This window comes from Halomonas sp. A29, assembly GCF_046723295.1.
Lineage (GTDB): Bacteria > Pseudomonadota > Gammaproteobacteria > Pseudomonadales > Halomonadaceae > Halomonas.
The window spans coordinates 375,902-398,126 of the sequence record NZ_JAXQPR010000005.1 but is presented as its reverse complement, the minus strand read 5'-3'; the positions used below and the strand labels follow the sequence as shown (position 1 = coordinate 398,126).

Annotated in this window: 23 protein-coding genes and 1 tRNA gene; 12 read left to right on the top strand and 12 right to left on the bottom strand. The window is 62.1% G+C overall.

Translation table 11 applies throughout. The features are described 5' to 3' along the window. The first annotated feature begins 10 nt into the window (after positions 1-10). Positions 11-727, top strand: coding sequence for a vancomycin high temperature exclusion protein (locus tag SPH52_RS12250; protein ID WP_411795292.1), 717 nt, complete (start codon positions 11-13; stop codon positions 725-727). A gap of 12 nt (positions 728-739) precedes the next feature. On the opposite strand, the gene SPH52_RS12245 is transcribed toward SPH52_RS12250, so the two are convergent. The 4 genes from SPH52_RS12245 to SPH52_RS12230 all read right to left on the bottom strand — a co-directional run bounded on the left by SPH52_RS12245 (position 740) and on the right by SPH52_RS12230 (position 3,754). Next, positions 740-1,183: a hypothetical protein gene (locus SPH52_RS12245; protein ID WP_411795291.1), complete on the bottom strand. Its 444-nt coding sequence runs from the start codon at positions 1,181-1,183 to the stop codon at positions 740-742. A gap of 110 nt (positions 1,184-1,293) precedes the next feature. Next, positions 1,294-2,202 (bottom strand): 30S ribosomal protein S6--L-glutamate ligase, encoded by a 909-nt coding sequence (gene rimK / locus SPH52_RS12240; protein WP_411795290.1) that lies wholly within the window; start codon positions 2,200-2,202, stop codon positions 1,294-1,296. Between the two features lie 31 nt (positions 2,203-2,233). Further along, complete coding sequence (locus tag SPH52_RS12235; RefSeq protein ID WP_411795289.1) at positions 2,234-2,671, bottom strand: ATP-dependent zinc protease; 438 nt, start codon at positions 2,669-2,671, stop codon at positions 2,234-2,236. A gap of 51 nt (positions 2,672-2,722) precedes the next feature. Then, positions 2,723-3,754, bottom strand: a complete 1,032-nt coding sequence (locus SPH52_RS12230; RefSeq protein WP_411795288.1) for a DUF3549 family protein — start codon at positions 3,752-3,754, stop codon at positions 2,723-2,725. 318 nt (positions 3,755-4,072) lie between these two features. On the opposite strand from SPH52_RS12230, the gene SPH52_RS12225 reads away from it, so the two are divergent. The 5 genes from SPH52_RS12225 (at position 4,073) to SPH52_RS12205 (ending at position 7,219) form a co-directional block, all read left to right on the top strand. After that, positions 4,073-4,831 carry an amino acid ABC transporter substrate-binding protein gene (locus SPH52_RS12225; RefSeq protein WP_411795287.1) on the top strand — a complete coding sequence of 253 codons (759 nt, stop codon included), beginning with the start codon at positions 4,073-4,075 and terminating at the stop codon, positions 4,829-4,831. Positions 4,832-4,848: 17 nt separating this feature from the next. After that, positions 4,849-5,523, top strand: coding sequence for an amino acid ABC transporter permease (locus SPH52_RS12220; RefSeq protein ID WP_411795286.1), 675 nt, complete (start codon positions 4,849-4,851; stop codon positions 5,521-5,523). Then, positions 5,520-6,266 carry an amino acid ABC transporter ATP-binding protein gene (locus SPH52_RS12215; protein ID WP_411795285.1) on the top strand — a complete coding sequence of 249 codons (747 nt, stop codon included), beginning with the start codon at positions 5,520-5,522 and terminating at the stop codon, positions 6,264-6,266. Before SPH52_RS12220 ends, SPH52_RS12215 begins: the two co-directional genes overlap by 4 nt. 96 nt (positions 6,267-6,362) lie before the next feature. After that, positions 6,363-6,695, top strand: a complete 333-nt coding sequence (locus tag SPH52_RS12210) for a YqcC family protein (RefSeq protein WP_411795284.1) — start codon at positions 6,363-6,365, stop codon at positions 6,693-6,695. Positions 6,696-6,718: 23 nt separating this feature from the next. Continuing rightward, positions 6,719-7,219: a gamma-glutamylcyclotransferase family protein gene (locus tag SPH52_RS12205; protein WP_411795349.1), complete on the top strand. Its 501-nt coding sequence runs from the start codon at positions 6,719-6,721 to the stop codon at positions 7,217-7,219. 69 nt (positions 7,220-7,288) lie between these two features. Here SPH52_RS12205 and SPH52_RS12200 read toward each other — a convergent pair whose 3' ends face one another. Both SPH52_RS12200 and SPH52_RS12195 read right to left on the bottom strand, forming a co-directional pair. Then, positions 7,289-7,921 (bottom strand): OmpW/AlkL family protein, encoded by a 633-nt coding sequence (locus tag SPH52_RS12200; protein WP_411795283.1) that lies wholly within the window; start codon positions 7,919-7,921, stop codon positions 7,289-7,291. 217 nt (positions 7,922-8,138) lie between these two features. Continuing rightward, complete coding sequence (locus tag SPH52_RS12195; RefSeq protein WP_411795282.1) at positions 8,139-8,732, bottom strand: OmpW/AlkL family protein; 594 nt, start codon at positions 8,730-8,732, stop codon at positions 8,139-8,141. 268 nt (positions 8,733-9,000) lie between these two features. Here SPH52_RS12195 and SPH52_RS12190 point away from each other — a divergent pair, with 268 nt between their 5' ends. Beyond that, a complete protein-coding gene (locus SPH52_RS12190; RefSeq protein ID WP_411795281.1) occupies positions 9,001-9,297 on the top strand; it encodes a hypothetical protein in 297 nt (98 codons plus the stop codon). A 68-nt stretch (positions 9,298-9,365) separates the two neighbouring features. Here the strand turns inward: SPH52_RS12190 and putP are convergent, their stop codons facing one another. The 6 genes from putP to SPH52_RS12160 form a co-directional block, all read right to left on the bottom strand. Next, entirely contained in the window at positions 9,366-10,844 is a 1,479-nt protein-coding gene (putP, locus tag SPH52_RS12185; RefSeq protein ID WP_411795280.1) for a sodium/proline symporter PutP, read from the bottom strand. 42 nt (positions 10,845-10,886) lie between these two features. Continuing rightward, positions 10,887-14,078, bottom strand: a complete 3,192-nt coding sequence (gene putA / locus SPH52_RS12180) for a bifunctional proline dehydrogenase/L-glutamate gamma-semialdehyde dehydrogenase PutA (protein WP_411795279.1) — start codon at positions 14,076-14,078, stop codon at positions 10,887-10,889. Between the two features lie 178 nt (positions 14,079-14,256). Next, on the bottom strand, positions 14,257-15,069 hold the full coding sequence (locus tag SPH52_RS12175; protein WP_411795278.1) for a helix-turn-helix domain-containing protein: 813 nt from the start codon (positions 15,067-15,069) through the stop codon (positions 14,257-14,259). A 64-nt stretch (positions 15,070-15,133) separates the two neighbouring features. Further along, a complete protein-coding gene (locus tag SPH52_RS12170; RefSeq protein ID WP_411795277.1) occupies positions 15,134-15,508 on the bottom strand; it encodes a hypothetical protein in 375 nt (124 codons plus the stop codon). Positions 15,509-15,582: 74 nt separating this feature from the next. Continuing rightward, a tRNA-Gly gene (locus SPH52_RS12165) sits at positions 15,583-15,656 on the bottom strand. A 436-nt stretch (positions 15,657-16,092) separates the two neighbouring features. Continuing rightward, the gene (locus tag SPH52_RS12160; RefSeq protein WP_411795276.1) at positions 16,093-16,500 is read right to left on the bottom strand and encodes a CBS domain-containing protein; all 408 of its coding nucleotides are present in this window, start codon (positions 16,498-16,500) and stop codon (positions 16,093-16,095) included. 233 nt (positions 16,501-16,733) lie between these two features. Here SPH52_RS12160 and SPH52_RS12155 point away from each other — a divergent pair, with 233 nt between their 5' ends. The 5 genes from SPH52_RS12155 (at position 16,734) to SPH52_RS12135 (ending at position 22,225) form a co-directional block, all read left to right on the top strand. Further along, positions 16,734-17,264, top strand: coding sequence for a YqaE/Pmp3 family membrane protein (locus SPH52_RS12155; RefSeq protein ID WP_411795275.1), 531 nt, complete (start codon positions 16,734-16,736; stop codon positions 17,262-17,264). Between the two features lie 293 nt (positions 17,265-17,557). After that, positions 17,558-19,096 carry a glycerol kinase GlpK gene (gene glpK / locus SPH52_RS12150; RefSeq protein WP_411795274.1) on the top strand — a complete coding sequence of 513 codons (1,539 nt, stop codon included), beginning with the start codon at positions 17,558-17,560 and terminating at the stop codon, positions 19,094-19,096. A gap of 59 nt (positions 19,097-19,155) precedes the next feature. Beyond that, on the top strand, positions 19,156-20,244 hold the full coding sequence (locus tag SPH52_RS12145; protein ID WP_411795273.1) for an ABC transporter ATP-binding protein: 1,089 nt from the start codon (positions 19,156-19,158) through the stop codon (positions 20,242-20,244). After that, on the top strand, positions 20,244-21,344 hold the full coding sequence (locus SPH52_RS12140) for an ABC transporter ATP-binding protein (protein WP_411795272.1): 1,101 nt from the start codon (positions 20,244-20,246) through the stop codon (positions 21,342-21,344). Before SPH52_RS12145 ends, SPH52_RS12140 begins: the two co-directional genes overlap by 1 nt. Next, positions 21,341-22,225 carry a carbohydrate ABC transporter permease gene (locus tag SPH52_RS12135; RefSeq protein WP_411795271.1) on the top strand — a complete coding sequence of 295 codons (885 nt, stop codon included), beginning with the start codon at positions 21,341-21,343 and terminating at the stop codon, positions 22,223-22,225. Before SPH52_RS12140 ends, SPH52_RS12135 begins: the two co-directional genes overlap by 4 nt.

The window sequence follows — 22,225 nt, the reverse complement described above, 5'->3', positions numbered from 1 at the left end:
GTGACGGTGAATGCAGGCGCTGTTGTGGAAAACCTTCAAGCTTCTTCTGATGTCGCTCGGCGCCCTGTTGCTGCTGGCGCTGCTGCTGTTCGTCGGCGCCAATCTCTGGGTGCTGGGTCAGACCCACGCGCGTATCGAGCATGAGCTGCCGCTGTGCGGCCCGGAGCGGGTCGGTATCGTCTTCGGCACGTCGCACTGGACGCGCAGCGGCGTGCGCAACCCGCATTTCGACGCTCGCATCAATGCCGCTTCACGCCTGATCCGACTGGGACGGGTCGAGCACCTGCTGCTTTCTGGTGACAACCGCACACGCCAGTACAACGAGCCCATCACCATGTGGCGCGACCTGCGCAGCCAATACGTGCGCGATGAGGACATGACGCTCGACTACGCCGGCTTCAGTACCTTCGATACCCTGGCTCGGGCGCGGGACGTGTTCGGTGTCGACCAGGTGCTACTGGTCACGCAGTCATGGCACCTGCCTCGCGCGCTGTTCATTGCCGATGCACTCGGCCTCGAGGCACGGGGCTGCAGTGCGCCATCGCGCCCGGTGTCAGGGCTGTGGCGGCTGCAGGCGCGGGAGTGGATGGCGCGGGCGGCAACCGTGGGGGATCTCTATCTCTGGGGACGCGAACCCTATTTCCTGGGACCGCTCGAGCCCCTGCAGATCGCACCGCCGACCTGGCGCCAGCTGCTCGACATCGAGCCGGAGCCGGAATACTACTAGCCGGGTGGCCGGTCAGCGACGACGCGGCTTCTGTTGCCGATAGAGTTCACGAATCAGTGATCGGCAATCTTTCCAGCACTGCTCGACGATCGGCTCGAGAGGATTGGGCAAAGGGTGTGTGTAAAGCGTGGCCAGGGCCTGCATCAGCACGCGCTCCTGTTCCAGCAACTCGCCGATGACCACCTGACTCTCGTTACCGACGAAACTCTTCAGGCGGCTCCATAGCCACATGTAGTCGTCACGCTCGACATCGGCATCACGCGGAAGCAGCTTGAGGTGCCGCCTGGCCAGCTCCTGCAGCTTCTGCATCGTCTTGGCTCGGGCTTCATAGTGAGGTTTGAGCGTTTCGCGCAGGGAAGGGCGCAGGCGCTCCAAGTTGTCCTGAAAATAGTCGATGCTGTCTGCCAGCGCTTCCAGAACGCTGTCCATCGCCACCTGGCGATTGTCGAGAAACATGAGCGGTCACCTCCTCCGGTGACGCAGATTGTGGCGGGGGAAACACTGTTTTGCTACCCCCGCAGGCAAAATATGTTGCCTTTCTACAAATTATGCCGCTTTTCTCGCAATTACCCCTTGGGCTTAGGCGGTGCCTTGCGCGGTGCGACGGCATTCTTCTCGATGTGCTCGATGATCATGCCGGCAATGTCCTTGCCCGTTGCCGTCTCGATGCCCTGAAGACCAGGCGAGGAGTTGACTTCCATGATCACGGGACCATGGTTGGCACGTAACAGGTCGACACCGGCGACACGAAGCCCCATGGCCCTGGCCGCGCGAATCGCCGTGGAACGCTCCTCCGGCGTGATACGGATCAGGCTGGCCGTGCCGCCTCGGTGCAGGTTGGAGCGGAATTCGCCCTCGGCCGCCTGCCGTTTCATCGAGGCGACCACCTTGTCCCCGATCACGAAGCAGCGGATGTCGGCACCGCGGGCCTCCTTGATGTACTCCTGCACCATGATGTTCGCCTTCATGCCCATGAAAGCCTGGATCACCGACTCGGCGGCCTGGTTGGTCTCGGCCAGTACCACGCCGATGCCTTGGGTACCTTCCAGCAGCTTGATCACCAGCGGCGCTCCCTTGACCATGGTGATCAGGTCGGGAATGTCATCCGGTGAATGGGCGAAGCCGGTAATCGGTAGCCCCAGCCCCTTGCGCGAAAGCAGCTGCAGTGAGCGCAGCTTGTCGCGCGAGCGGGTGATGGCGACCGAGTCGTTGAGTACATAGGTACCCATCATCTCGAATTGGCGCAGGACGGCGCATCCGTAGAAAGTCACGGATGCGCCGATCCGCGGTATCACTGCATCGAAGCGCTCGATCTCCTCGCCTTTGTAATGGATAGAGGGATGGTGCGCGGCGATGCTCATGTAGCAGCGCAGGGTATCGATTACCCGGGCCTTGTGGCCGCGCTGTTCGGCGGCCTCCACCAGGCGTCGCGTTGAGTAGAGATTGCGGTTGCGGGACAGCAGCGCGATATGCATCGTGGGCTCCGGAGCGGTAGGGCCGGGTGGGTCAGGGTTCGCCGTGCAGAAAAGTGACGCCGGGCGCCACCAATAAACGACGCAGAGCGCGTCGGCCGAGCAGCATGGGATAGCGCATGTCACTGCGGTCGGCCAGGGTGAGTTCCACCATGACCTCCAGTTCGCCCAGCTTCATCGGCGTGCGAATCACGTAGCGCCACTCCTTGTGGCCGTTGGAGCTCGTTACCTTGCGCCTGTCATGCAAGTGGGTGCGGTAAACGTGTGGCGGCGATTCCAGCCCTCCACTGCGGGTAGTGAAACTGACCCAGAGATGGCCTTCCTCCTCGAAGATCTCGATGTCCTCGGCATGCAGTGCCGAGGTGCGGGCTCCTGTGTCGATCTTGGCGCAGACGGTCATGCCGATGGCAGGCAGGGTGACCATCTCCAGGCGACCGATCACGGCCTTGGGAATATAGGGCAGTTCCTTCATTGCATCACTTCCAGCTGTCCTTATTCATTGGCCCAATCTCATTGGCCTGACTCATTGGCCAAGGCCAGCCAGGCGTCGACCGACGGCTGAATCCTGTCGGGCTTCGCGTAGCATCATCAATACCGGCAATCGCAGTCGTGGTATCAGAGCCAGGTCGCGGACTGCACTGGCAAAATCCGCCTGTGGCTGCTCGGCCAGCCGCTCGAGAAAGCGGGGTAGGCGCTCACCGTCCTCCAGATGCTCCCAGCCGCGCCCGGCAATAGCCGCCAGCAGGTCGGGGCCGCAGGCCGCCGAATCGGCCAGCAGTTCATCGAACCAGGCGCCGGCAATGGCCACATCGGCACCGCTCACGGCACGTACGCAGGCACACAGCGTTTCCAGGTGACCCATGGCCGCGGCCTGTTCACCCCGGTCGCGCAGCGCGTGGGCGAGCATGTCGGGCACGGCGACATGCTCTAGACAGTAGCACAGGGAATTCAACACTTCGTCCGGCAGGCTGGGCATTGTCGCGGCCAGCTGGCGGGCGGCCTCGTCATCCAGACGCACGGCAAAGTCCGCCAGGCCCTGCAACCCCAGGAATTGCCAGTCCACCTGCTGCTGGCCGCTGAGATAGGCTTCCACCGGCTCCAGGTGCTGACTCGCCGACTTGCCGGTGTCATGCGTGGCATGGGCATGCAGCATGGCCTGGAAGGGCAGCGAAGGGGTGAAGGCCAGCGGGTTGTCGTGCATCAGATTCTCGATATCACTGCCGTCCTGTGCCTCGCGACCCACGCGATCCACATTGCGCCCCAGGATAACCAGCAAACGCTGCAGGAAGGCATCGCGTGGAGCCGGCACCAGTAGCCCCTGTTCGTCCAGCGGCAGAGCAAGGAACCAGATCAGTGGGTCGACGAGGTCTCCGAGGCGGAAGACGATCCCCAGGCGCGCCTGCCCCTGCCAGGGAGCTGGCCAGGCACAGGTGCCTTCCTCGAAGCGGGAAAGGGCTTCCAGGGAACACGGTTCTACCCGACGCCCCATGTGATAGAGGTGGACATCGGCACCGGTGCGTACGAAGAAGTCATGAAGCGTGTGGATCGGCTGCATAGGGGCTCCCTTTTGAGCGTGCACTCTACCGTGACGGCTGGGGAGTTGTCAGCCATCATCCGGCGTGAAAGCGATCACGGTTGATCAATAAATGAGCATGGCTGGCAAAGCCCCGGTTCGTCTGCTACCAGGGCAGGTTTCCATAGCTTATCCACAGCCTCTTTCAGCGAAACTGTGCATGATCTCCTGCCGCATGGCTACGCTATGGCTGAGATAGGAAATTGCCATGAGGCGACAGTGGGTTATTTGATGTGTATCTGCTAAGGTCGAATATCAAATGAAATACTTATTCCAAATTGATATGAATGGAGGTCGATCATGTCGCCGCGCTTTCTTGTCATAGCGGTTCTTTCCGGGGCCCTCTCCTTCGTGGGTAGCGTACAGGCACAGAACGATGTACTCAGGGTTGGCATGTCGGGAAGCTATTTTCCTTTTACGTTCGTCGAGCAGGATACGCTCAAGGGGTTCGAGGTGGATGTCATGCAGGCGGTCGGCGAAGAGCTGGGCGTCGAGGTCCGGTTCGAGACCGCCAACTTCTCGGGATTGTTCGGCATGCTCGAGTCGGGGCGCATCGACACCATTGCCAATCAGATCACCATCACCGAGGAGCGCGAGGCGAAATACCTCTTCACCGAGCCGTATGTGTATGACGGCGCGCAGGTGGTCGTCAGAGCGGGTAACGAGGAGATCTCAGGTGTCGAAGATCTCCGGGGCAAGCGTGTCGCCGTCAACCTTGGTTCGAACTACGAGCAGCTATTGCGTGAACTGTCCTACGCCGAGGAAATCGACATACGCACCTATGACAGCAACATCGAGCAGGATACTGCCTTGGGGCGTGTCGATGCCTTCGTCATGGACCGCGTCAGCGCCAGCCAGGTGATCAAGGAGAAGCCGCTGCCACTGCAGCTTGCCGGCGAGCCCTTCTCCAGCATTCGCAATGCGCTTCCGTTCCGTGACACTGAAGCGGACCGCGCTCTGCGCGACAGGGTCGACGAAGCCCTCGCCGCACTGCATGAGAATGGTACGCTGGCATCCATCTCGGAGCGCTGGTTCGGTACCGACATCACGCGCCCGTGACCCGCTGAGAGCCCGTCATGCGTGTCCTCGATATCGACTACATGCTGGGGCTGATTCCCATCCTGCTGCGCTATCTGCCGCTGACGCTGCAGATGGCGACGGCAGGCATGGTGCTCGCCCTGGTCCTCTCCTGCGGTCTGGCGGTGATCCGCGTACTCAAGATTCCGGGGCTGAACGCAGCGACCATGCTGTTCATCTCCTTCTTTCGCGGTACGCCGCTGCTGGTGCAGCTGTTTCTGTTCTATTACGGCTTGCCGCAGCTACTGGCCTTCTTGACCCATATCAACGGCATTACTGCCACCATCATGGGGCTGACGCTGCACTTTTCGGCCTACATGGCCGAGTCGATACGCGCCGCCATCGTCGGAGTGGATCGCAGCCAGACTGAGGCCGCTCTATCCATTGGCATGACCAATGGCCAACTGATGCGGCGCATCGTGCTGCCTCAGGCTACCCGAGTGGCCGTGCCCACGCTGATGAACTATTTCATCGACATGATCAAGGCGACCTCACTGGCCTTCACCCTGGGGGTCACGGAATTGATGGGCGCGACACAGAAGGAGGCAGCCGGCAGTTTTCTCTATTTCGAGGCCTTCATCACCGTGGCGGTCATGTACTGGATCATCGTCGAGCTGCTGGCCTGGTTCCAGCGATGGCTGGAGATGCGACTCAACAGGGCGTACCGCAGATGATCAAGATTGCCAACCTCGTCAAGCGTTTCGGTAATGCGACCGTGCTCGATGGCATCGACCTCGACATCGAGCAGGGAGAGATCATCGTCGTGATCGGTCCCTCGGGGACCGGCAAGTCGACCCTTCTGAGGTGCCTCAACTTCCTCGAGCGCCCGGATGCCGGGCGGCTGGTCATCGGTGACCTGGAGGTCGACGTCACCCGGGCCAGCCGGGCCGAGATCCTGGCGGCAAGGCGTCGCACGGCGTTCGTGTTCCAGAACTATGCGCTGTTCGCCAACAAGACGGCTCTCGAGAACATTGCCGAGGGTCTGATCGTGGTCAACCGCTGGCCCAAGGCCAAAGCGCATGCCCGGGCTCGGGAGATCCTCCAGCGCATCGGCCTGGCCGACAAGGCGGACGCTTATCCGGCTTCTCTCTCCGGAGGGCAGCAGCAGCGGGTCGGGATCGGCCGTGCCATGGCAGCCCAGGCCGAAGTGATCCTGTTCGACGAGCCGACCTCATCGCTCGATCCGGAATGGGTCGAAGAGGTGCTTGGGCTGATGAAGCAGTTGGCCCGTGAACGGCAGACCATGCTGGTGGTCACCCACGAGATGGGCTTTGCCCGGGACGTCGCGGATCGGGTGGTGTTCATGGAGGGCGGACGAATCGTCGAGCAGGGGCCTCCCTCCGAGCTTTTCAATGCTCCCCGAGATCCGCGCACGCGCGATTTCCTGCGCAAGATCCTCGCCGGCCAGCCTGCCTGATATTCGAAGTCAGGGTCGGAAGACGGAGTTAGGGGCATGAAGTTGGAGGTTAGGCGAGTTGTGCGATAATGGATGCATGGCCGAACAGGAGACTCCATGACCGTTCACGAAGAGCTCGACGTAGCGTTACGCCGTCTCGAAGCCACGATGAAGGCCACCAACATGTGGCGCATGAGTGCCCCGAAGCCCGAAGCTTACGAGAGCCAGCAGCCGTTCTGTATCGATACCATGACGCTGCCACAGTGGCTGCGTTTCGTGTTCATTGTTCGCCTCGATGCGTTGATCGAGGCCAGGGCGCCGATGCCGGACAAGTGCGATGTGGCGCCTGTTGTCGATACCTACCTGGCCCAGCAGGACACCCGTGCCACTGATCGCCTGCTGCTGTGCAAGGCCGTGGAGGAGATCGACCGCCTGGTAACCGAGAACTGACCGCGGGACGATGCGTGAGGAAAATGCCGTACTACTTCGCCTATGGCAGCAACATGAACGTGGCGCGGGTCGAAGCCCGTATCGGGGCGACACGACGATCCCTGCCGGGCGTGCTGCATGACCATGCGCTGCGCTTCGACAAGGTGTCGCGGGTGGCAGGAATCGCCCATGCCAATGTGGTCCCGTGTGCGGGGGAGAGGGTCGAAGGGGCGCTATTCGAGCTGCTCCAGCCGGCTCAGATAGAGCGGATGGACCCCTTCGAGGGCTATCCGTTGGAGTATGAGCGGCATCGTCTGCCCATTGCCACCCAGGAAGGCACGCTCGAGGCCTGGGTCTATATCGCTGCGCCCGGCACCACCGCCCCGGCCCTGAGGCCGGCGCGCGAGTACATGGACCACCTGCTGGCCGGCGAACCCTTCCTCAGTGCCGATTATCACCGCCGGCTGACCAAGGTGGAAATGGTCCACGACCTGGAGGATCGCATCCTCTCGTTGCTCGGCCTGTCGCGGCATTCTCCGCGCTGAGGTCCGCAGGATAGCCTGAAACGCGCGAGGCCCACCGTGAGGTGGGCCTCGGCGTTCAGCGCTTGGGTCTTAGAAGCGGTAGCTGATGCCGGCCATGAAGACCCATGGGTCGATGCTTACCTTGCCCAGGTCTGTGCCATCTAGGCTCACATCGGTATCGATATCGATGTACCAGGCAGCGGCGTTGAGGCCCCAGTTGTCGTCGAGGCGCACGTCCAGGCCAAGCTGCCCGGCCAGACCCCAGGAGCTGTCGAGCTCCAGGTCACCGAGTTCGCTCGACTCGTCGAAGAAGTGCGTGTAGTTGAGGCCGATGCCGGCGTAGGGCTGGACCTGTGCGCCGGTGCCGCCCAGCGGGTAGTACTGCAGAGTCAGAGTCGGCGGCAGGTGCTTGGTGGATGCCGTCGGGAGACCACCATCTGCGAGGCGGATGTCATGCTTGAAGGGCAAGGCTGCCAGCAGCTCGACGCCCAGCTTGTCGTGGAACAGATAGCCCAGGGTAAAGCCCAGGTTGGTATCGCTGCGCACGTCGACGTCAATGGCGCCATTTGCCAGGCTGCCATTGTCGCTCTTGGGGTCGACGTGGGCGACGCCGACACGGGTGATGAAGTCTCCTTCGTTATAGGCGAGCGCCTGGCTGCTGGCCAAGAGGGCGGTAGCGGCAATGCCGGCAGTGAGTAGGGTGGGACGGGCTGGGTTGCGCATGAGTCGACTCCTGTCGTTTGCAAAGGATCAGCCTGGGGCTGCTCTTGAACGAATCCAGTCTACTCAGAGCTTGACGGAGAAATATTGACCTGCAGCAATGGTTGTTTTCGACAACTAAATAGGCATTTACAATACTTGTTATGGGCTAGATGGGCGCAGAACGAAGAACGCCGGGCCCAGGGCCCGGCGTATCGAAGCGTTTGCAGCTTCGCTCGGCTCAGAAGCGGAAGGTTACACCGCCGCCGATGGTCATCGGATCAACCTTGGCCGTGCCGATACGCTCGCCGTCTGCAGAGAGGCGGGAATCGACATCGGCATAGTTGGCGAAGCCGTTGAGCATGAAGTTGTCGGTGACGGCCAAGTCGATCCCGACCTGGCCCACGGCGCCATAGGAGCGACGTGCCTCGATGCCTTCCGGCTCGCCGGAGAAGCGGGTGTAGTTGAGGCCTGCACCGACGTACGGCTGAACTTTGGAATCCAGCCCGCCGAGCGGGTAGTAGTTCACCAGCAGATTGACCGGCATGCGGTCGATGGTGTCGGTTTCGCCACCGGCGCTGATCGTATGCTCGATCTTCTCGGAGCTGTTGAGTTCGATGCCAATATTGTCGTGGAACAGGTAGCCAGCACCGAAGGTGAAGCCGGTTTCGCCGCTGCTGACGCCGTCGAGCACGCCATTGTCGGAACGGGTGTCGGATTTGGCAAAGCCGCCACGCACGAAGGTATCGCCGGCGCTATAGGCCAAGGCCGCCTGGCTGGCGAAGAGGGAGCTGGCTGCAAGGGCAACCACAGGAATCAGACGGATCGGTTTCATTACAGCGTCCTCCTGGTTTCTAACGCCGGAGGTTCCGGCAACATGGACGATGCCCAGTATACGAACACTGTTTCTAAAAGTCCTGTTTAATTTTGTTATCAGCGCCATTGCCACAATTGATTGACATAATCGCTTGAATGCCTAATTTCAAAGCCGTGAATATGACAAACAATGTGCACCCGGATGTACAATTATTGTTGTGTCGCAGCATGGCATAAGGCAAGACGAAGGGCTAAGCCTTGTGTAAGAGCACACAGGAGAGGTCGCGATGCGGACAGAGGTACAGAACTGCCCGATGTGGTTGACAATGGCGGCCATGCTGACGGCTGCAGCGCTGGCGCTAGGGTTGTTGATTCGCCCGGAGCTGATCAGCGGATTGCCGATGGTCTTGCGCATGCCGGCCATCGGGCTGGGTGTCTGGGCGCTTGGCGCGGCCTTCATGCAGCCGCTGGGGCTCGAGTTTCGTCGCCATTGGCTGCGGCGTGCCACCAGCCCGCCGATGAGTCTGGCGGTACTCGGCGCCTTTGCCGTGATCGTGATCGCCCGTGCCCTCTGGTTGATATGAGCCACGAGAAAGCCGCCCGGAGGCGGCTTTCTCTCTGCGTATGGCGCCGTTGCGCTGGTGCCGGCGGATTACGCCTCCTCGAAGGTATCGAAGTCGGCGGTCACACGCAGGTCCGGCTCTTCGGTGGTCAGGCTTGCCACGATGATGGCGATATAGGCCAGGATGACGCCCGGAACGATCTCGTAGAGATCGAAGATTCCTCCCGACAGCTCGGCCCAGACCACCACGGTCACGCCGCCTACCACGATACCGGCCAGCGCCCCCCATTTATTCATACGCCGCCAGTAGAGCGACATGATCAGTGCCGGTCCGAAGGCGGCGCCAAAGCCGGCCCAGGCGTAGGCGACCAGGTCGAGTACGGTGGCGTCGGGGTTGAGCGCCAGCAAGTAGGCGAGCACCGCAATGGCGATGACGGCGAAGCGGCCCACCCATACCAGTTCGGTCTGGCTGGCGTCCTTGCGGAAAATCGCCTTGTAGAAATCATCGGTCAGTGCTGAAGAAGAGACCAGCAGTTGGGAGTCGGCGGTGGACATGATCGCGGCCAGGATGGCGGCGAGCAGGATACCGGCGATCACCGGGTGGAAGATCAGGTTGACCATCACCATGAATACGGTTTCGCCGTCGGCCAGGTCGCGCTGGACGAAGCCTACGCCGAGCAGGCCTACGGCGATGGAGCTGACCAGAGCGATGGCGGTCCAGGTTACGGCGATGCGGCGGGCGGCGGGAATATCACGATCACTGCGGATGGCGGCGAAGCGCGCCAGAATGTGCGGCTGGCCGAAGTAGCCCAGGCCCCAGGCCAGGGAGCTGACGATGCCGATGAAGGTCAGCGCTTCGCCAGTGGAGGCGTCGCGGAACCAGGCCAGCATGTACTCGCTCTCTGCGGCAAGCGCGGCCCCGGCACCGGCAGTGCCGCCCAGGTCGCCGAAGGCGATGATCGGTACGATGGCCAGTGCCGCGGCCATCATCAGACCTTGGATGAGGTCGGTCCATGAGACCGCCAGGAAGCCACCGAAGAAGGTGTACGAGATCACTGCGACGGTGCCGATGGTGACGGCTAGGGCGTAATCGTAGCCGAACACCGTCTCGAACAGCCGGCCGCCGGCGACCAGCCCGGAGCTGGTATAGAAGAGGAAGAACATCAAAATGAAGATTGCCGAGATTACCCGCAGCAGCTGCGACTTGTCGCGGAAGCGATTGGCGAAGTATTCCGGCAGGGTCAGGGCGTCGCTGACCTTGAAGCTGTAGAGACGCAGACGGCGCGCCACGACCAGCCAATTGAGCCAGGTGCCAATCAGCAGGCCCACGGCGATCCAGCTCGCCGAGATGCCGCTGACGTAGGCGGCACCCGGCAGGCCGAGCAGCAGCCAGCCGGACATGTCCGATGCGCCGGCGGAGATCGCCGAGGTCCAGGGACCGAGCGAGCGGCCACCCAGGATGTAGTCGGAAAGGTTGGTCGTACGCTTGTAGGCGACGATGCCGATACCGAGCATCAGCAGCAGATACACCACGAAGGTGAAGCCGATAGCCATATTATTCTGAACCATAAGGGGTTCCTTCACATGTTGTTGTGGTCAATGACGAGCGGGTCACTCGTCTCCCAGCGCAAGCAGTGACGCGTTGCCGCCCAGTGCGGCGGTGTTGACGGTCACGGTCTTTTCCGTGGCAAAGCGCAGCAGGTAGTGCGGTCCGCCAGCCTTGGGTCCGGTGCCCGAAAGGCCCTGGCCGCCGAACGGCTGTACGCCTACGACGGCGCCGATGATATTCCGGTTAATGTAGACATTTCCAACGCGAATCCTCTGCGCAACGAGCTGAGCAAAGGATTCGTTGCGGCTGTGCACGCCGAACGTCAGCCCGTAACCCTTGGCATTGATCGACTCGAGTACCTTCTCGATCTCGTTGGCCTTGTAGCGCACCACGTGCAGGACCGGGCCGAACTGCTCCCGCTCCAGGGCATCGATGGTGTCGATGCTGAAGGCCGTCGGCGGCACGAAGGTGCCGTGCGCAGTGTGGGTCGCATCCAGGCGGGTCTCGGCCAGCAGGCGGCCTTGGCCCTTGAGCTTCTCGACGTGCGCCATCAGGTTCTTGCGCGCGTCCTCGTCGATCACTGGCCCCACATCGGTACCTAGGTCACGCGGATCGCCAACGTGCAGTTCGTCCATGGCGCCGCGCAGGATCTCGATGACCCGGTCGGCCACGTCGTCCTGCAGGTAGAGTACGCGCAGCGCACTGCAGCGCTGGCCGGCACTCTGGTAGGCGGACTGCACCACGTCGGCCACGACTTGCTCCGGCAGCGCAGTGGAGTCGACGATCAGTGCGTTCATGCCGCCGGTCTCGGCGACCAGTGCCGGCAGCGGGGCGTTCTCGCGCGCCGCCAGGGCGCGGTTGATGATCTGGGCGGTGTCGGTACCGCCGGTGAAGGCGACACCGGTGATGCGCGGGTCGGAGGTGAGCACGCTGCCCACGGTGGGCCCATCGCCCGGCAACAACTGCACCACGTCGCGTGGCATGCCGGCCTCGTAGAGCAGCTCCACCACTCGATGGGCGACGATGGAGGTCTGCTCGGCAGGCTTGGCCAGCACGCTGTTGCCGGCCACGGCGGCGGCTACCATCTGGCCGCAGAAGATCGCCACCGGGAAGTTCCACGGGCTGATCGCGGCGAATACACCCTTGCCTCCCAGCATCAGCCGGTTCGACTCGCCGGTGGGTCCGGGCAGCTCGAGCGGTTCGCCGAACTGCTCTTCGGCGCGCATGGCGTAGTAGCGGCAGAAATCCACCGCTTCGCGGATCTCGTCGACGCCGTCGGTGAGCAGCTTGCCACCCTCGCGGGAACACAGCGCCATCAGTTCGGCCATGTTCTCCTCCATTAGGTCGCCCAGGCGGCGAATGATGGCGGCGCGCTCGGCAACCGGCGTGGCCTCCCAGCGCGGGAAGGCGGCCCAGGCGGCATCCACGGCACGGGCGGCCTGGTCACGGCTGGTCCACTGCACGCTGCCGACCCGTTGACGCCTGTCGTAGGGGCTGAACACCTCGTGCACGTTGGCCGAGTCGCGCGTTACCTCGAAGGCGAGTAGTGGGCCGACCTCATAGCTTTGCTCCATGAAACCCGCCATGGCCTTCATCAACGGATCGTACTGGCTGCGCACGTTGAGATTGACGCCCCGTGAGTTGCGGCGCTTCTCGCCGTAGATATCCTTGGGCAGGGGAATTCTCGGGTTGGCGAAGGTGCGGTATTGGCCCAGCGTTTCCACCGGATGGATGCAAAGCGACTCCACCGGCACCTTGGGATCGACCAACTGGTGTACGAACGAGGAGTTGGCGCCGTTCTCCAGCAGGCGTCGCACCAAGTAGGGCAGCAGGTCCTTGTGGGCGCCCACTGGGGCGTAGATACGGCAGTAGGTGCCCTTGGGTGCGCGCTTCAGGGCTGCGTCGTAGAGTGCCTCGCCCATACCGTGCAGGCGCTGGAACTCGAAGGGACGCGTTGCCTCGTTGGCCATCTCGAGGATGGTGCTGATGGTGTGGGCGTTGTGGGTGGCGAACTGGGGGAAGATGCGGCCGCGGGTCTGGTCGGACAGCAAGAGGTGTGCGCAGACCAGGTAGGCCACGTCGGTGCAGGCCTTGCGCGTGTAGACCGGGTAGCCATCCACGCCGAGCTGCTGCGACTCCTTGATCTCGCTGTCCCAGTAGGCGCCCTTGACCAGGCGTACGGGGATTTCGTCGCCCTGTCGGTCGGCCAGGCGATTGAGGTAGTGCAGCACCGGCAGGGCGCGCTTGGAGTAGGCCTGTACCACCAGGCCAAAATGCCCCCAACCCTTGCAGGCGTCGCTCTGGTAGACGGCGCGGAACACTTCAAGCGACAGCTCCAGACGATCGACCTCCTCGGCATCGATGGTCAGCGCCACGTCGCGCTGACGCGCCATGGTAACCAGTTCTCTCACGCTACCGGCCAGTTCGCGCAGGACCTGTTCGCGGCGGCCGAACTCGTAGCGCGGATGCAGCGCCGAAAGCTTGATCGAGACGGAAGGCGACGGGGTGCGGTCCGAGAGCTTGGTGCTGGTCAGACCGACTCGCTCGATGGCGCGCGCATAATCGTCGAAGTAGCGCTTGGCATCGGCACGCGTGCGCGCCGCCTCGCCCAGCATGTCGTAGGAGTAGGTGTAGCCCTTATCGAACAGCGTCCGGGAGCGCTTCAGGGCTTCGTCGATGTCGCGACCGAGCACGAACTGCTTGCCCATGATCTTCATCGCTTCATACATGGCGCGCCGTATCACCGGCTCGCCCATGCGATTGACCAGGCGATTGATGAAGCCCGAGGGCTTGCCGTCACGTGGCTTGTCGAGCGTGACCACGCGGCCGGTCATCAGCAGGCCCCAGGTCGAGGCATTGACCAGCCAGGAGTCGCTCTGGCCCATGTGCGCCTTCCAGTCGGCGGGTCCCAGCTTGTCTTCGATCAACGCATCTGCAGTGGCCGTGTCGGGAATGCGCAGCATGGCCTCGGCCAGGCACATCAGCATCAGCCCCTCGTGGGTATCAAGGCTGTACTGCTGGAGCAGTTCGTCGATGGTATCCACTGCTGTGTCCATCTCACGCACTTCTCGAACGAGCTCGGCAGTCTTGCCCGCGATGCGCCGGAAATCCTCGGGGTCGGCGCTGAGCACGTTGACCAATTCCTGGACGAAGGTCTCCTCATCGACGATGTAATGATTGCTGATGCGCGAGTACAGGGTATCGAGATCCTGCTGCCAGGAAGCAGCGTCCAGCATTGTTTTGGCATTGAGCATATGAATTCCCCGAAGGTCGCCCGTCCTGAAACGGCAAGAGGCATGTGCCAAGCGTTCCGCCTGAACATGGGTATGTCTTCCTTGACTGTAGGGGGCGAACGGAGGGCTTGCTTGTCAAAACCCCGGAAGGATTTGCAGAATTCGCGGGACTTGCGGGCGCGGGGCTTGTAATTGCGACTTAAGTCGTATGTCGTAGGCGGTTTGAGGTGAAGGACAGAGAAGTGTCCAGCTTGGTGCGCCGAACCTGGCTGGGTGGGCAGCCGTAGGCACTACGAAACGCATGAGACAGTGCGCTCTGGTGAGCGAAGCCGGTATTCAGGGCGACCTGTGACAGCGGCATGCGGCTCTCCTCGAGCAGCCGCCGGGCTGCTTCCAGGCGGCGTCGGCGAACGTACTGCCATGGAGAGAGACCGGTCTGCTCACGAAAGCGGCTGCGAAAGTGTGCTTCGCTGAGGCACGCTTGGGCGGCAAGATCTGCCACCGAGATCGGACAGGAGAGGTGGCGGTCGATGAAATGGTCGAGCTTGGCCAGATCCAGCCGACGCATCGACGGCGGCGCTGTCGCCCCGCCAAGCCTGGCGTGCAGGCAGCCAAGAAAGGTCGCCGCCAGCCGGTCGCTCTGGGCGTTGCTCAAGCTCTGCTGGCTGCTGGCCTGCTCGAGCAGAAGAAAATCGAGATATTGCTTGAGTGGCTTGTCCAGAGCGAAGAACCGGGGGGCATCGAACAGCCGTGACAGCTCGTGATGGTAGCCGGTGAGCGATGGGGCAGTGGCGGGTAGATCGAGGATGAGCTGGCGGTTCTCGCCCTGGCCCATGTAGTAGTGCACGTGGTTGGCAGGCACGATGCAGCCGGAAAAGGCCGAGATCGCACCGCCCAGCCCCTCGATCTCGAACTCCGCATGGCCCCGCAGGCCGATGACGATCTGGTGAAAATCATGGGCGTGGTGCTGGGTTGCGGTATCGAGCGGAATCTGGCGTATCACACTGGACATGAGGGCCTCCCGCCTGCGGCTGGCTATCCGGCCACAGGATATCATATTCATCGCCTGGCCAGCGCTACGGCTGGTGGCGTTGCCGTTCCCGCAGACGCTGGTGGGAAGCCAGGTGGTCGCGCAGGGCGGCCAGCTCATCCCGGCCGGTCTTGTCGAGCAGGGACTTGCCCTGGGCCACCTGCCAGGGTCGTCCATGCTCTTGCATCAAGCGCTGGGCACGGCGCCGCACGCCGTCGAGATAATCATCGTGGCGAATCGGGTAATTGATCACGACGTTCCATTCGGTTTCCCCCACCTGGTTGGCCAGTGCCTTGTCGAACAGCGCCAGTAGCTGCTCCGGCTCGGTTCGATAGCGAGGCGTGCGTGAGAACATCAGGATCAACACCATGCCGCCTATGACGAACAGGCAGACGGCGAAGATGAGCAGGAAGAGTGCCATGCGAAAGCCACGCTGATAGAGACGTGCGGGTCGGCGAGCTGCGGTCGCCTGATGCACCGGTCTGCTGCGAGAACTGGAGCGGGTGAAGGGAATCGAACCCTCGTCTTAAGCTTGGGAAGCTTCTGCTCTACCATTGAGCTACACCCGCGAGGCGTTTCGATAGTAAAACCAAGGGTTTGGGCTTTGCAAGCCGTCTCGTGAATTTCCCTCTTCCGGCCCGATAAGTATTTGTTTTGTCGGTCAGGCATGCTGTGTCCGGTGTCCTCGGCAGCGTTCCGGAAGGTGGGGGCGGGGGAAGGGAAGAAAAAAATTATCGAACAGTGGCGAACTTTTTTGCTTGCTGCTGTCATATCTGGTACAGGCAACAGCGCGATGGCAGTCGCTAACACTGTTGTTCTGGCTCGCAGTTTCGATCTTGCCGCCCATGACATCCCTCATGGGCGGTTTTTTTTGTGCGCTTGGGGCAGGGCAGCGACGATATGAACGAGCCCTGCCTCGGCAGGGCTCGTTGCGCTTCCGTGAAGCAAGGTCTCGCTCGGCAGCTGGGTGTGGCAGCCGGGCCCGTGACCTGTGACCCGTGAGCCTCAGGTGTGTCGCATGCGCAGGATAGCGGTCAGCACGTCGCGACGGGTCACGATGCCACACAGGCGGCCCTGTTCGGTCACCGGATAGACCTTGGGTTTCTGGCCGAGCATCTCCTGGGCCAGGTCGGTGATGCTCTTGGTGGGCGAAACGGACAAGACTTCGTTGCGCATCAGCTCCTTCACCAAGGGTGCTTCGTCGTTGAGGTAGGCGCTCTGGAGCAGCTTGCCCAATACGTCCTGCTCGGAGATGAAGCCGATCAATTGATCATGGTCATCGACGACCGGTACGCCAGGCAGGCGGTGCAAGGCCAGGCCTTTGGCCAGGGTGGTGATCGACATGTTGCCGGTGACCCGGTAGCAATCCCGGGACATTATCTCTCGAACGATGGTCGGGGCCCTGTTGAGCATGGCGCATCTCCTTGTTCCGGACGCTCGTGGCGGGACACTTTCAGCATAGCCGAGTCGACTCGGATATAAGGAAAGTCTTCAACACCTGGCCAACGCTCGGCTCCCCGGTATCGAGAAGGCGGCTCTGAAGGCGAACATGCCTGGACGGATTGGCCCCAAGTCAGCAGGTCTTGGTCTAGCTTGAAAGGCAGGCCCCAGTGGGTCTGGTTCCATGACGAAGGCAGGAGGCGGTTATGGACGCGCGCGAATACTTGGCAAGAAAGGGCCTCGACGGTAGCCGGGACGAGGAGCGCCCCAACACACTGGAGGAGAAGGCGTGGGAGCGCGCCCGTCAGGCGGGTGGGCACCAGCCTCGTGCCGGTACTCCGCATGATTGGGAGGACTGGGAGCGCTATCACGAGGAGTTGGCCGAAGGTGCCGAAACCATCGATCTGAAGATCGATCACGAGGCGCATCGCCAGGCCTCGAGGTTCGCTCAGGCGGAGCATGAGGCGGACCCGGCGGTGCAGGAATTCGTGCCGCCGGCTGAGGCGTGCCCGGCCCTCAGCGATATGGAGGAGCCGACCGCAACGCCGCCGGCATGGCAGGAGTCCGCGGTGCTGCGTTTCTCCTACAAGGCCCTGGCCGTGTTGTTGCCGCCGCTGGCCGTTGGTCTTGCTCAAGGGGGAGGCAGGCGAGTAGCCATCAGCCTGGCCCTTACGCTGCTGGGCTGGGTGCCGGGCTGCCTCTACGCCTGGTCATGGTTGCGGCGCCGGCTGGGCTGAATGCCGTCTTCGGAAGTGAACAGTTTGGTTGCAAACGAAAGTGTCGATCCCTATTGCACATTGCTGATGCTAAGTTGCCGTTTTGAGCCATTTCTTGGTAAAACTAGACTATGGTATAAGCGGTTATTCGAGCATGAGCGTTGCTCGCCCTCTGCCTCTGAGCTAGTCTCGCTATCGTAATTCGAACATTTGTGGTGATTATCTGGTTGAAATCGAACATTGGAGTGTCGATCTCCTGTTCGCTTTCGTTGCCTCAATGTCCACGACCCGACAAGAATAACAGGGCGAGGCTCATGTCCTACCTACTCTCCATCGATCAAGGCACGACCAGTTCGCGCGCGCTCCTCTTCGATGACTCGCTGCAGACGGTGGCCATCGCACAGCAGGAGCTCGCCCAGTCTTTCCCCGATGACGGCTGGGTGGAACACGATGCCGAGGCGATATGGCAATCGGTAATTGCTGTTTGTCAGGAGGTATTGCAGCGCAGCGGTGCCGTCGCTCGGGAAATCGCCGCGATCGGCATCACCAACCAGCGGGAGTCCACCGTGGTATGGGATCGTGCCACCGGTGAACCTATCCATCCCGTTATCGTGTGGCAGGATCGGCGCACGGCAGCGTACTGCGATGCGCTCAATGCCGCTGGCCACGCCGAGACCGTGCGGCAGCGCACCGGGCTTCTCATCGATCCTTATTTCTCTGCCACCAAACTGGCGTGGCTGCTCGACAACGTAGCCGGTGCGCGTGAGCGGGCCGAGCGTGGCGAGCTGGCCTTCGGCACCATCGACAGCTACCTGATCTGGCGCCTGACCGGGGGGCGGCGGCACCAGACCGATGCCACCAACGCCTCGCGTACGCTGCTCTTCAATATCCATACCCAGCAGTGGGATCCACGGCTGCTGGGACTGTTCGACATTCCCTCGGCATTGCTGCCCGAAGTATGCGACTCGAGCGACGACTACGGCGTCACCGATCGGGCGCTGTTCGGCCATGAGATTCCCATTGCCGGCGTGGCCGGCGACCAGCATGCCGCGCTGGTGGGGCAGGCCTGCTTCAAGCCCGGCATGTTGAAAAGCACCTACGGTACCGGCTGTTTCATGATGCTCAATACCGGCGAGCAGGCCGTTGCTTCAGGCAACCGCTTACTGACCACCCTGGCATACCGTCTCAACGGTGTACCCACCTATGCCCTCGAAGGCAGCATCTTCGTTGCCGGTGCCACGGTGCAGTGGCTGCGCGATGGACTCAAGTTGTTCGGAGATGCTGCCGAGTCCGAACGCCTGGCCGAGCAGACCCGAGAGGGTAGCAATGTCTATCTGGTGCCGGCCTTCACCGGGTTGGCCGCCCCCCACTGGGACCCGCGGGCACGCGGCGCGATCTTCGGCCTCACTCGCGATACGGGTATCGCCGAGCTGGTGGCGGCCGGTCTGCGCTCGGTGTGCTTCCAGTCTCGCGATCTCTACGGCTGCCTGGAGCAGGATGTTGGCCTTGGCCTTGGCCTTGGCAGACTCAGGGTCGACGGCGGCATGGTGGCCAATGGTTGGCTGATGCAGTGCCTCGCCGACGTGCTAGGCCAGGAGGTCGACCGTCCCGCGGTGCGTGAGACGACCGCTTTGGGTGCCGCCTACCTGGCGGCATTGGGTATCGGCTGGTATTGCTCGCTGGACGAGCTCGATGCGCTGTGGCGCTGCGAGCGAACCTTCACTCCGGACATGGCAGCGGGCCTGCGGGAATCGCTCTATGCCGGTTGGCAGACGGCCGTGGAGCGGGTGAAGAGTGACCGCAGCAACAGCGCCGCAGCCGTGCCGAGGCATGCCTTGCCGCTGGCCGGCTAGGTCGTGACGTTCACGCGCCCGTTCACACAACGACTCATAACGATGACAAAGAGTTCTGTATGTCTCTGATACTTGAAAACATCGACCATGTGGTCAATGGGGTCACCCATATCGAGGGCATCAATCTCGAGCTGGCACCCGGCTCCTTCAATGTTCTGCTGGGGCGAACCCTGGCCGGCAAGACGACGCTGATGCGCATCATGGCCGGTCTCGAGCCACCTACGCGAGGTCGGGTGCTGATGCATGGCGAGGACGTGACGCGCAAGTCGGTGCGCAAGCGCAACGTCTCGATGGTCTACCAGCAGTTCATCAATTACCCGGGTCTCACCGTCTACGACAACATCGCCTCACCGCTCAAGCTGGCGCGGGTGCCGAAAGCGGAGATACGCCAGCGGGTTCAGGAAACGGCGAGCATGCTGCACATCGAGCATCTGCTCGATCGTTATCCGGCAGAGCTTTCCGGAGGCCAGCAGCAGCGAACCGCCATGGGACGGGCGCTGGTCAAGGATGCGGACCTGATCCTGTTCGACGAGCCGCTGGTCAATCTCGACTACAAGCTGCGTGAGGAGTTTCGCGAGGAACTGCGCGAACTGTTCAAGACGCGCAATTGCATTGCCGTCTATGCCACCACCGAGCCCAACGAGGCGCTGGCGCTGGGTGGTCATACCGCTGTGCTTCACCAGGGACGCCTGTTGCAGTATGGCCCCACCGAAGATGTCTACCATCGTCCACGCGACGTGCTGGCCGCCGAGATGTTCTCGGAGCCACCGATCAACGTGATGCCGGCCATCGTCTCGGGCGCCGAGGTGACCTTTGATCGCAATGTGCATTTTCCGCTCAACCGTGATCTGGCCAAGCTGTCACCGGGCCAGTATCAGTTCGGCGTGCGTGCTTCGCACATCGGGCTCGAGCGTCGGTCGGAAGATGATCTCGAGCTGGAGGTGACCGTCGATATCGCCGAGATCAGCGGTTCGGAAACCTTTGTGCACGTGCACAACGACCTTTTTCATCTGGTGCTGCACTTGGACGGTGTCCAGCAGTTCGCCGTGGACCAGAGGCTCAAGGTCTACCTACCGACCCACAAGATCTATGCCTTCGATCGGCATGGCGACGTCGTGCACATCCCGGCACGGCCAGGAGCGCACTGATGGCCCAGATCACCCTCAAGTCACTGGCGCATAGCTATTCTCCCAATCCTTCAGGCCCCGAGGATTACGCCATTCGTGAAATGGAGCATGTCTGGCAACAGGGAGGTGCCTATGCACTGCTGGGGCCGTCAGGCTGCGGCAAGTCGACGTTGCTCAACATCATCTCCGGCCTGCTCACCCCCTCGGACGGACAGGTCCTGTTCGACGACCAGGTCATGAACGAACTGCCACCCGAGGAGCGCAACATTGCCCAGGTGTTCCAGTTCCCGGTGGTCTACGACACCATGACCGTATACGACAACCTGGCCTTTCCGCTGCGCAACGTGGGCACATCGGAAGCCAAGGTGCGCGAGCGCGTGGCCGAAGTCGCCGACATTCTCGACCTCACTTCGCTGCTCAGGCGCAAGGCACGCAATCTCACCGCCGATGAGAAGCAGAAGGTCTCCATGGGCCGCGGCCTGGTACGCGACGACGTCTCGGCGATTCTGTTCGACGAGCCGCTCACGGTGATCGACCCCCAACTCAAGTGGAAGCTCAGGCGCAAGCTCAAGGAGATCCACGAGCGCTTCAACATCACCATGATCTACGTGACCCACGATCAGCTCGAAGCCTCGACCTTCGCCGACAAGATCGCGGTGATGTACGAAGGCCAGGTGGTGCAGTTCGGCACCCCGCGTGAGCTGTTCGAGGCCCCGGCCCATACCTTCGTCGGCTACTTCATCGGCAGCCCGGGCATGAACCTCGTCGAGGTGGTACGCACCGACGAAGGGGGCGTGCGCGCAGGGACCGTCGACCTGACCCTGCCGCCTGCACTGCTGAGTGCGATCCACCAGGCTCGCTCGCGCAACATCAAGCTGGGTATACGGCCCGAATTCGTCGAGATGCTGGCCGCTCCCGCCGCAGATGCCTATCCCATCGATATCGACAACGTTCAGGATCTGGGCACCTACCGCATCGTGTCGTTCTCGTTTGCCGGCGTGTCGTTCCGTGCCCGCCTGGGGGAGGATCAGCCAATGCCGGAACGTCAGGCCTTCGTCCGCTTCCCCGAGGCTTGGTTGAATCTTTACATCGATGAGTTCCGCGTGGAGGTGGGGCAATGAACAAGGTCCAGAACAACCGGGCATGGTTCCTTATCCTGCCCATGCTGCTGCTGGTGGCCTTCTCGGCCATCGTGCCGCTGATGACGGTGGTCAACTACTCGGTGCAGGACGTGTTCGATGCCAATACGCGCTTCTTCACCGGCACCGAGTGGTTCGAGACCATGCTCAACGACCGGGCGCTACAGGCCGCATTGCTGCGCCAGTTCGCCTTTTCGTTCACCATCCTGGCGATCGAGGTGCCGCTGGGTATCGGCATTGCGCTGCTGATGCCGAAGCGTGGCTGGCAGGCCTCGGCGGTACTGATCCTGATCACGCTGCCATTGTTGATTCCCTGGAACGTGGTGGGCAGCATCTGGCAGCTCTTCACCCGCGGCGATATCGGCCTGATGGGGGTGGGCATCCGCCAACTGGGCTACGCCTACAACATTACCCGCAACCCCACCGATGCCTGGGCGACGATCATCCTCATGGACGTGTGGCATTGGACGCCATTGATCGCCTTGCTGTGCTATAGCGGCCTGCGCTCGATCCCCGATGCCTACTACCAGGCGGCGCGCATCGATCGGGCCTCCAAGTGGGCGGTGTTCCGCTACATCCAGTTGCCCAAGCTGACCAATGTGCTGGTGATCGGTGTGCTGCTGCGTTTCATGCACTCCTTCATGATCTACGCCGAGCCGTTCGTGCTGACCGGTGGTGGGCCCGGCAGTTCGACCACCTTCCTCAGCCAGTCGCTGACCACCATGGCCATCGGCCAACAGGACCTGGGGCCATCGGCGGCGTTCTCGCTGATCTACTTCCTCATCATTCTGCTGGTCTGCTGGGTCTTCTACACCGCGATCATGAACAGCCAGAAAGACAAAACCACTCAGGGAGGAGCCTGA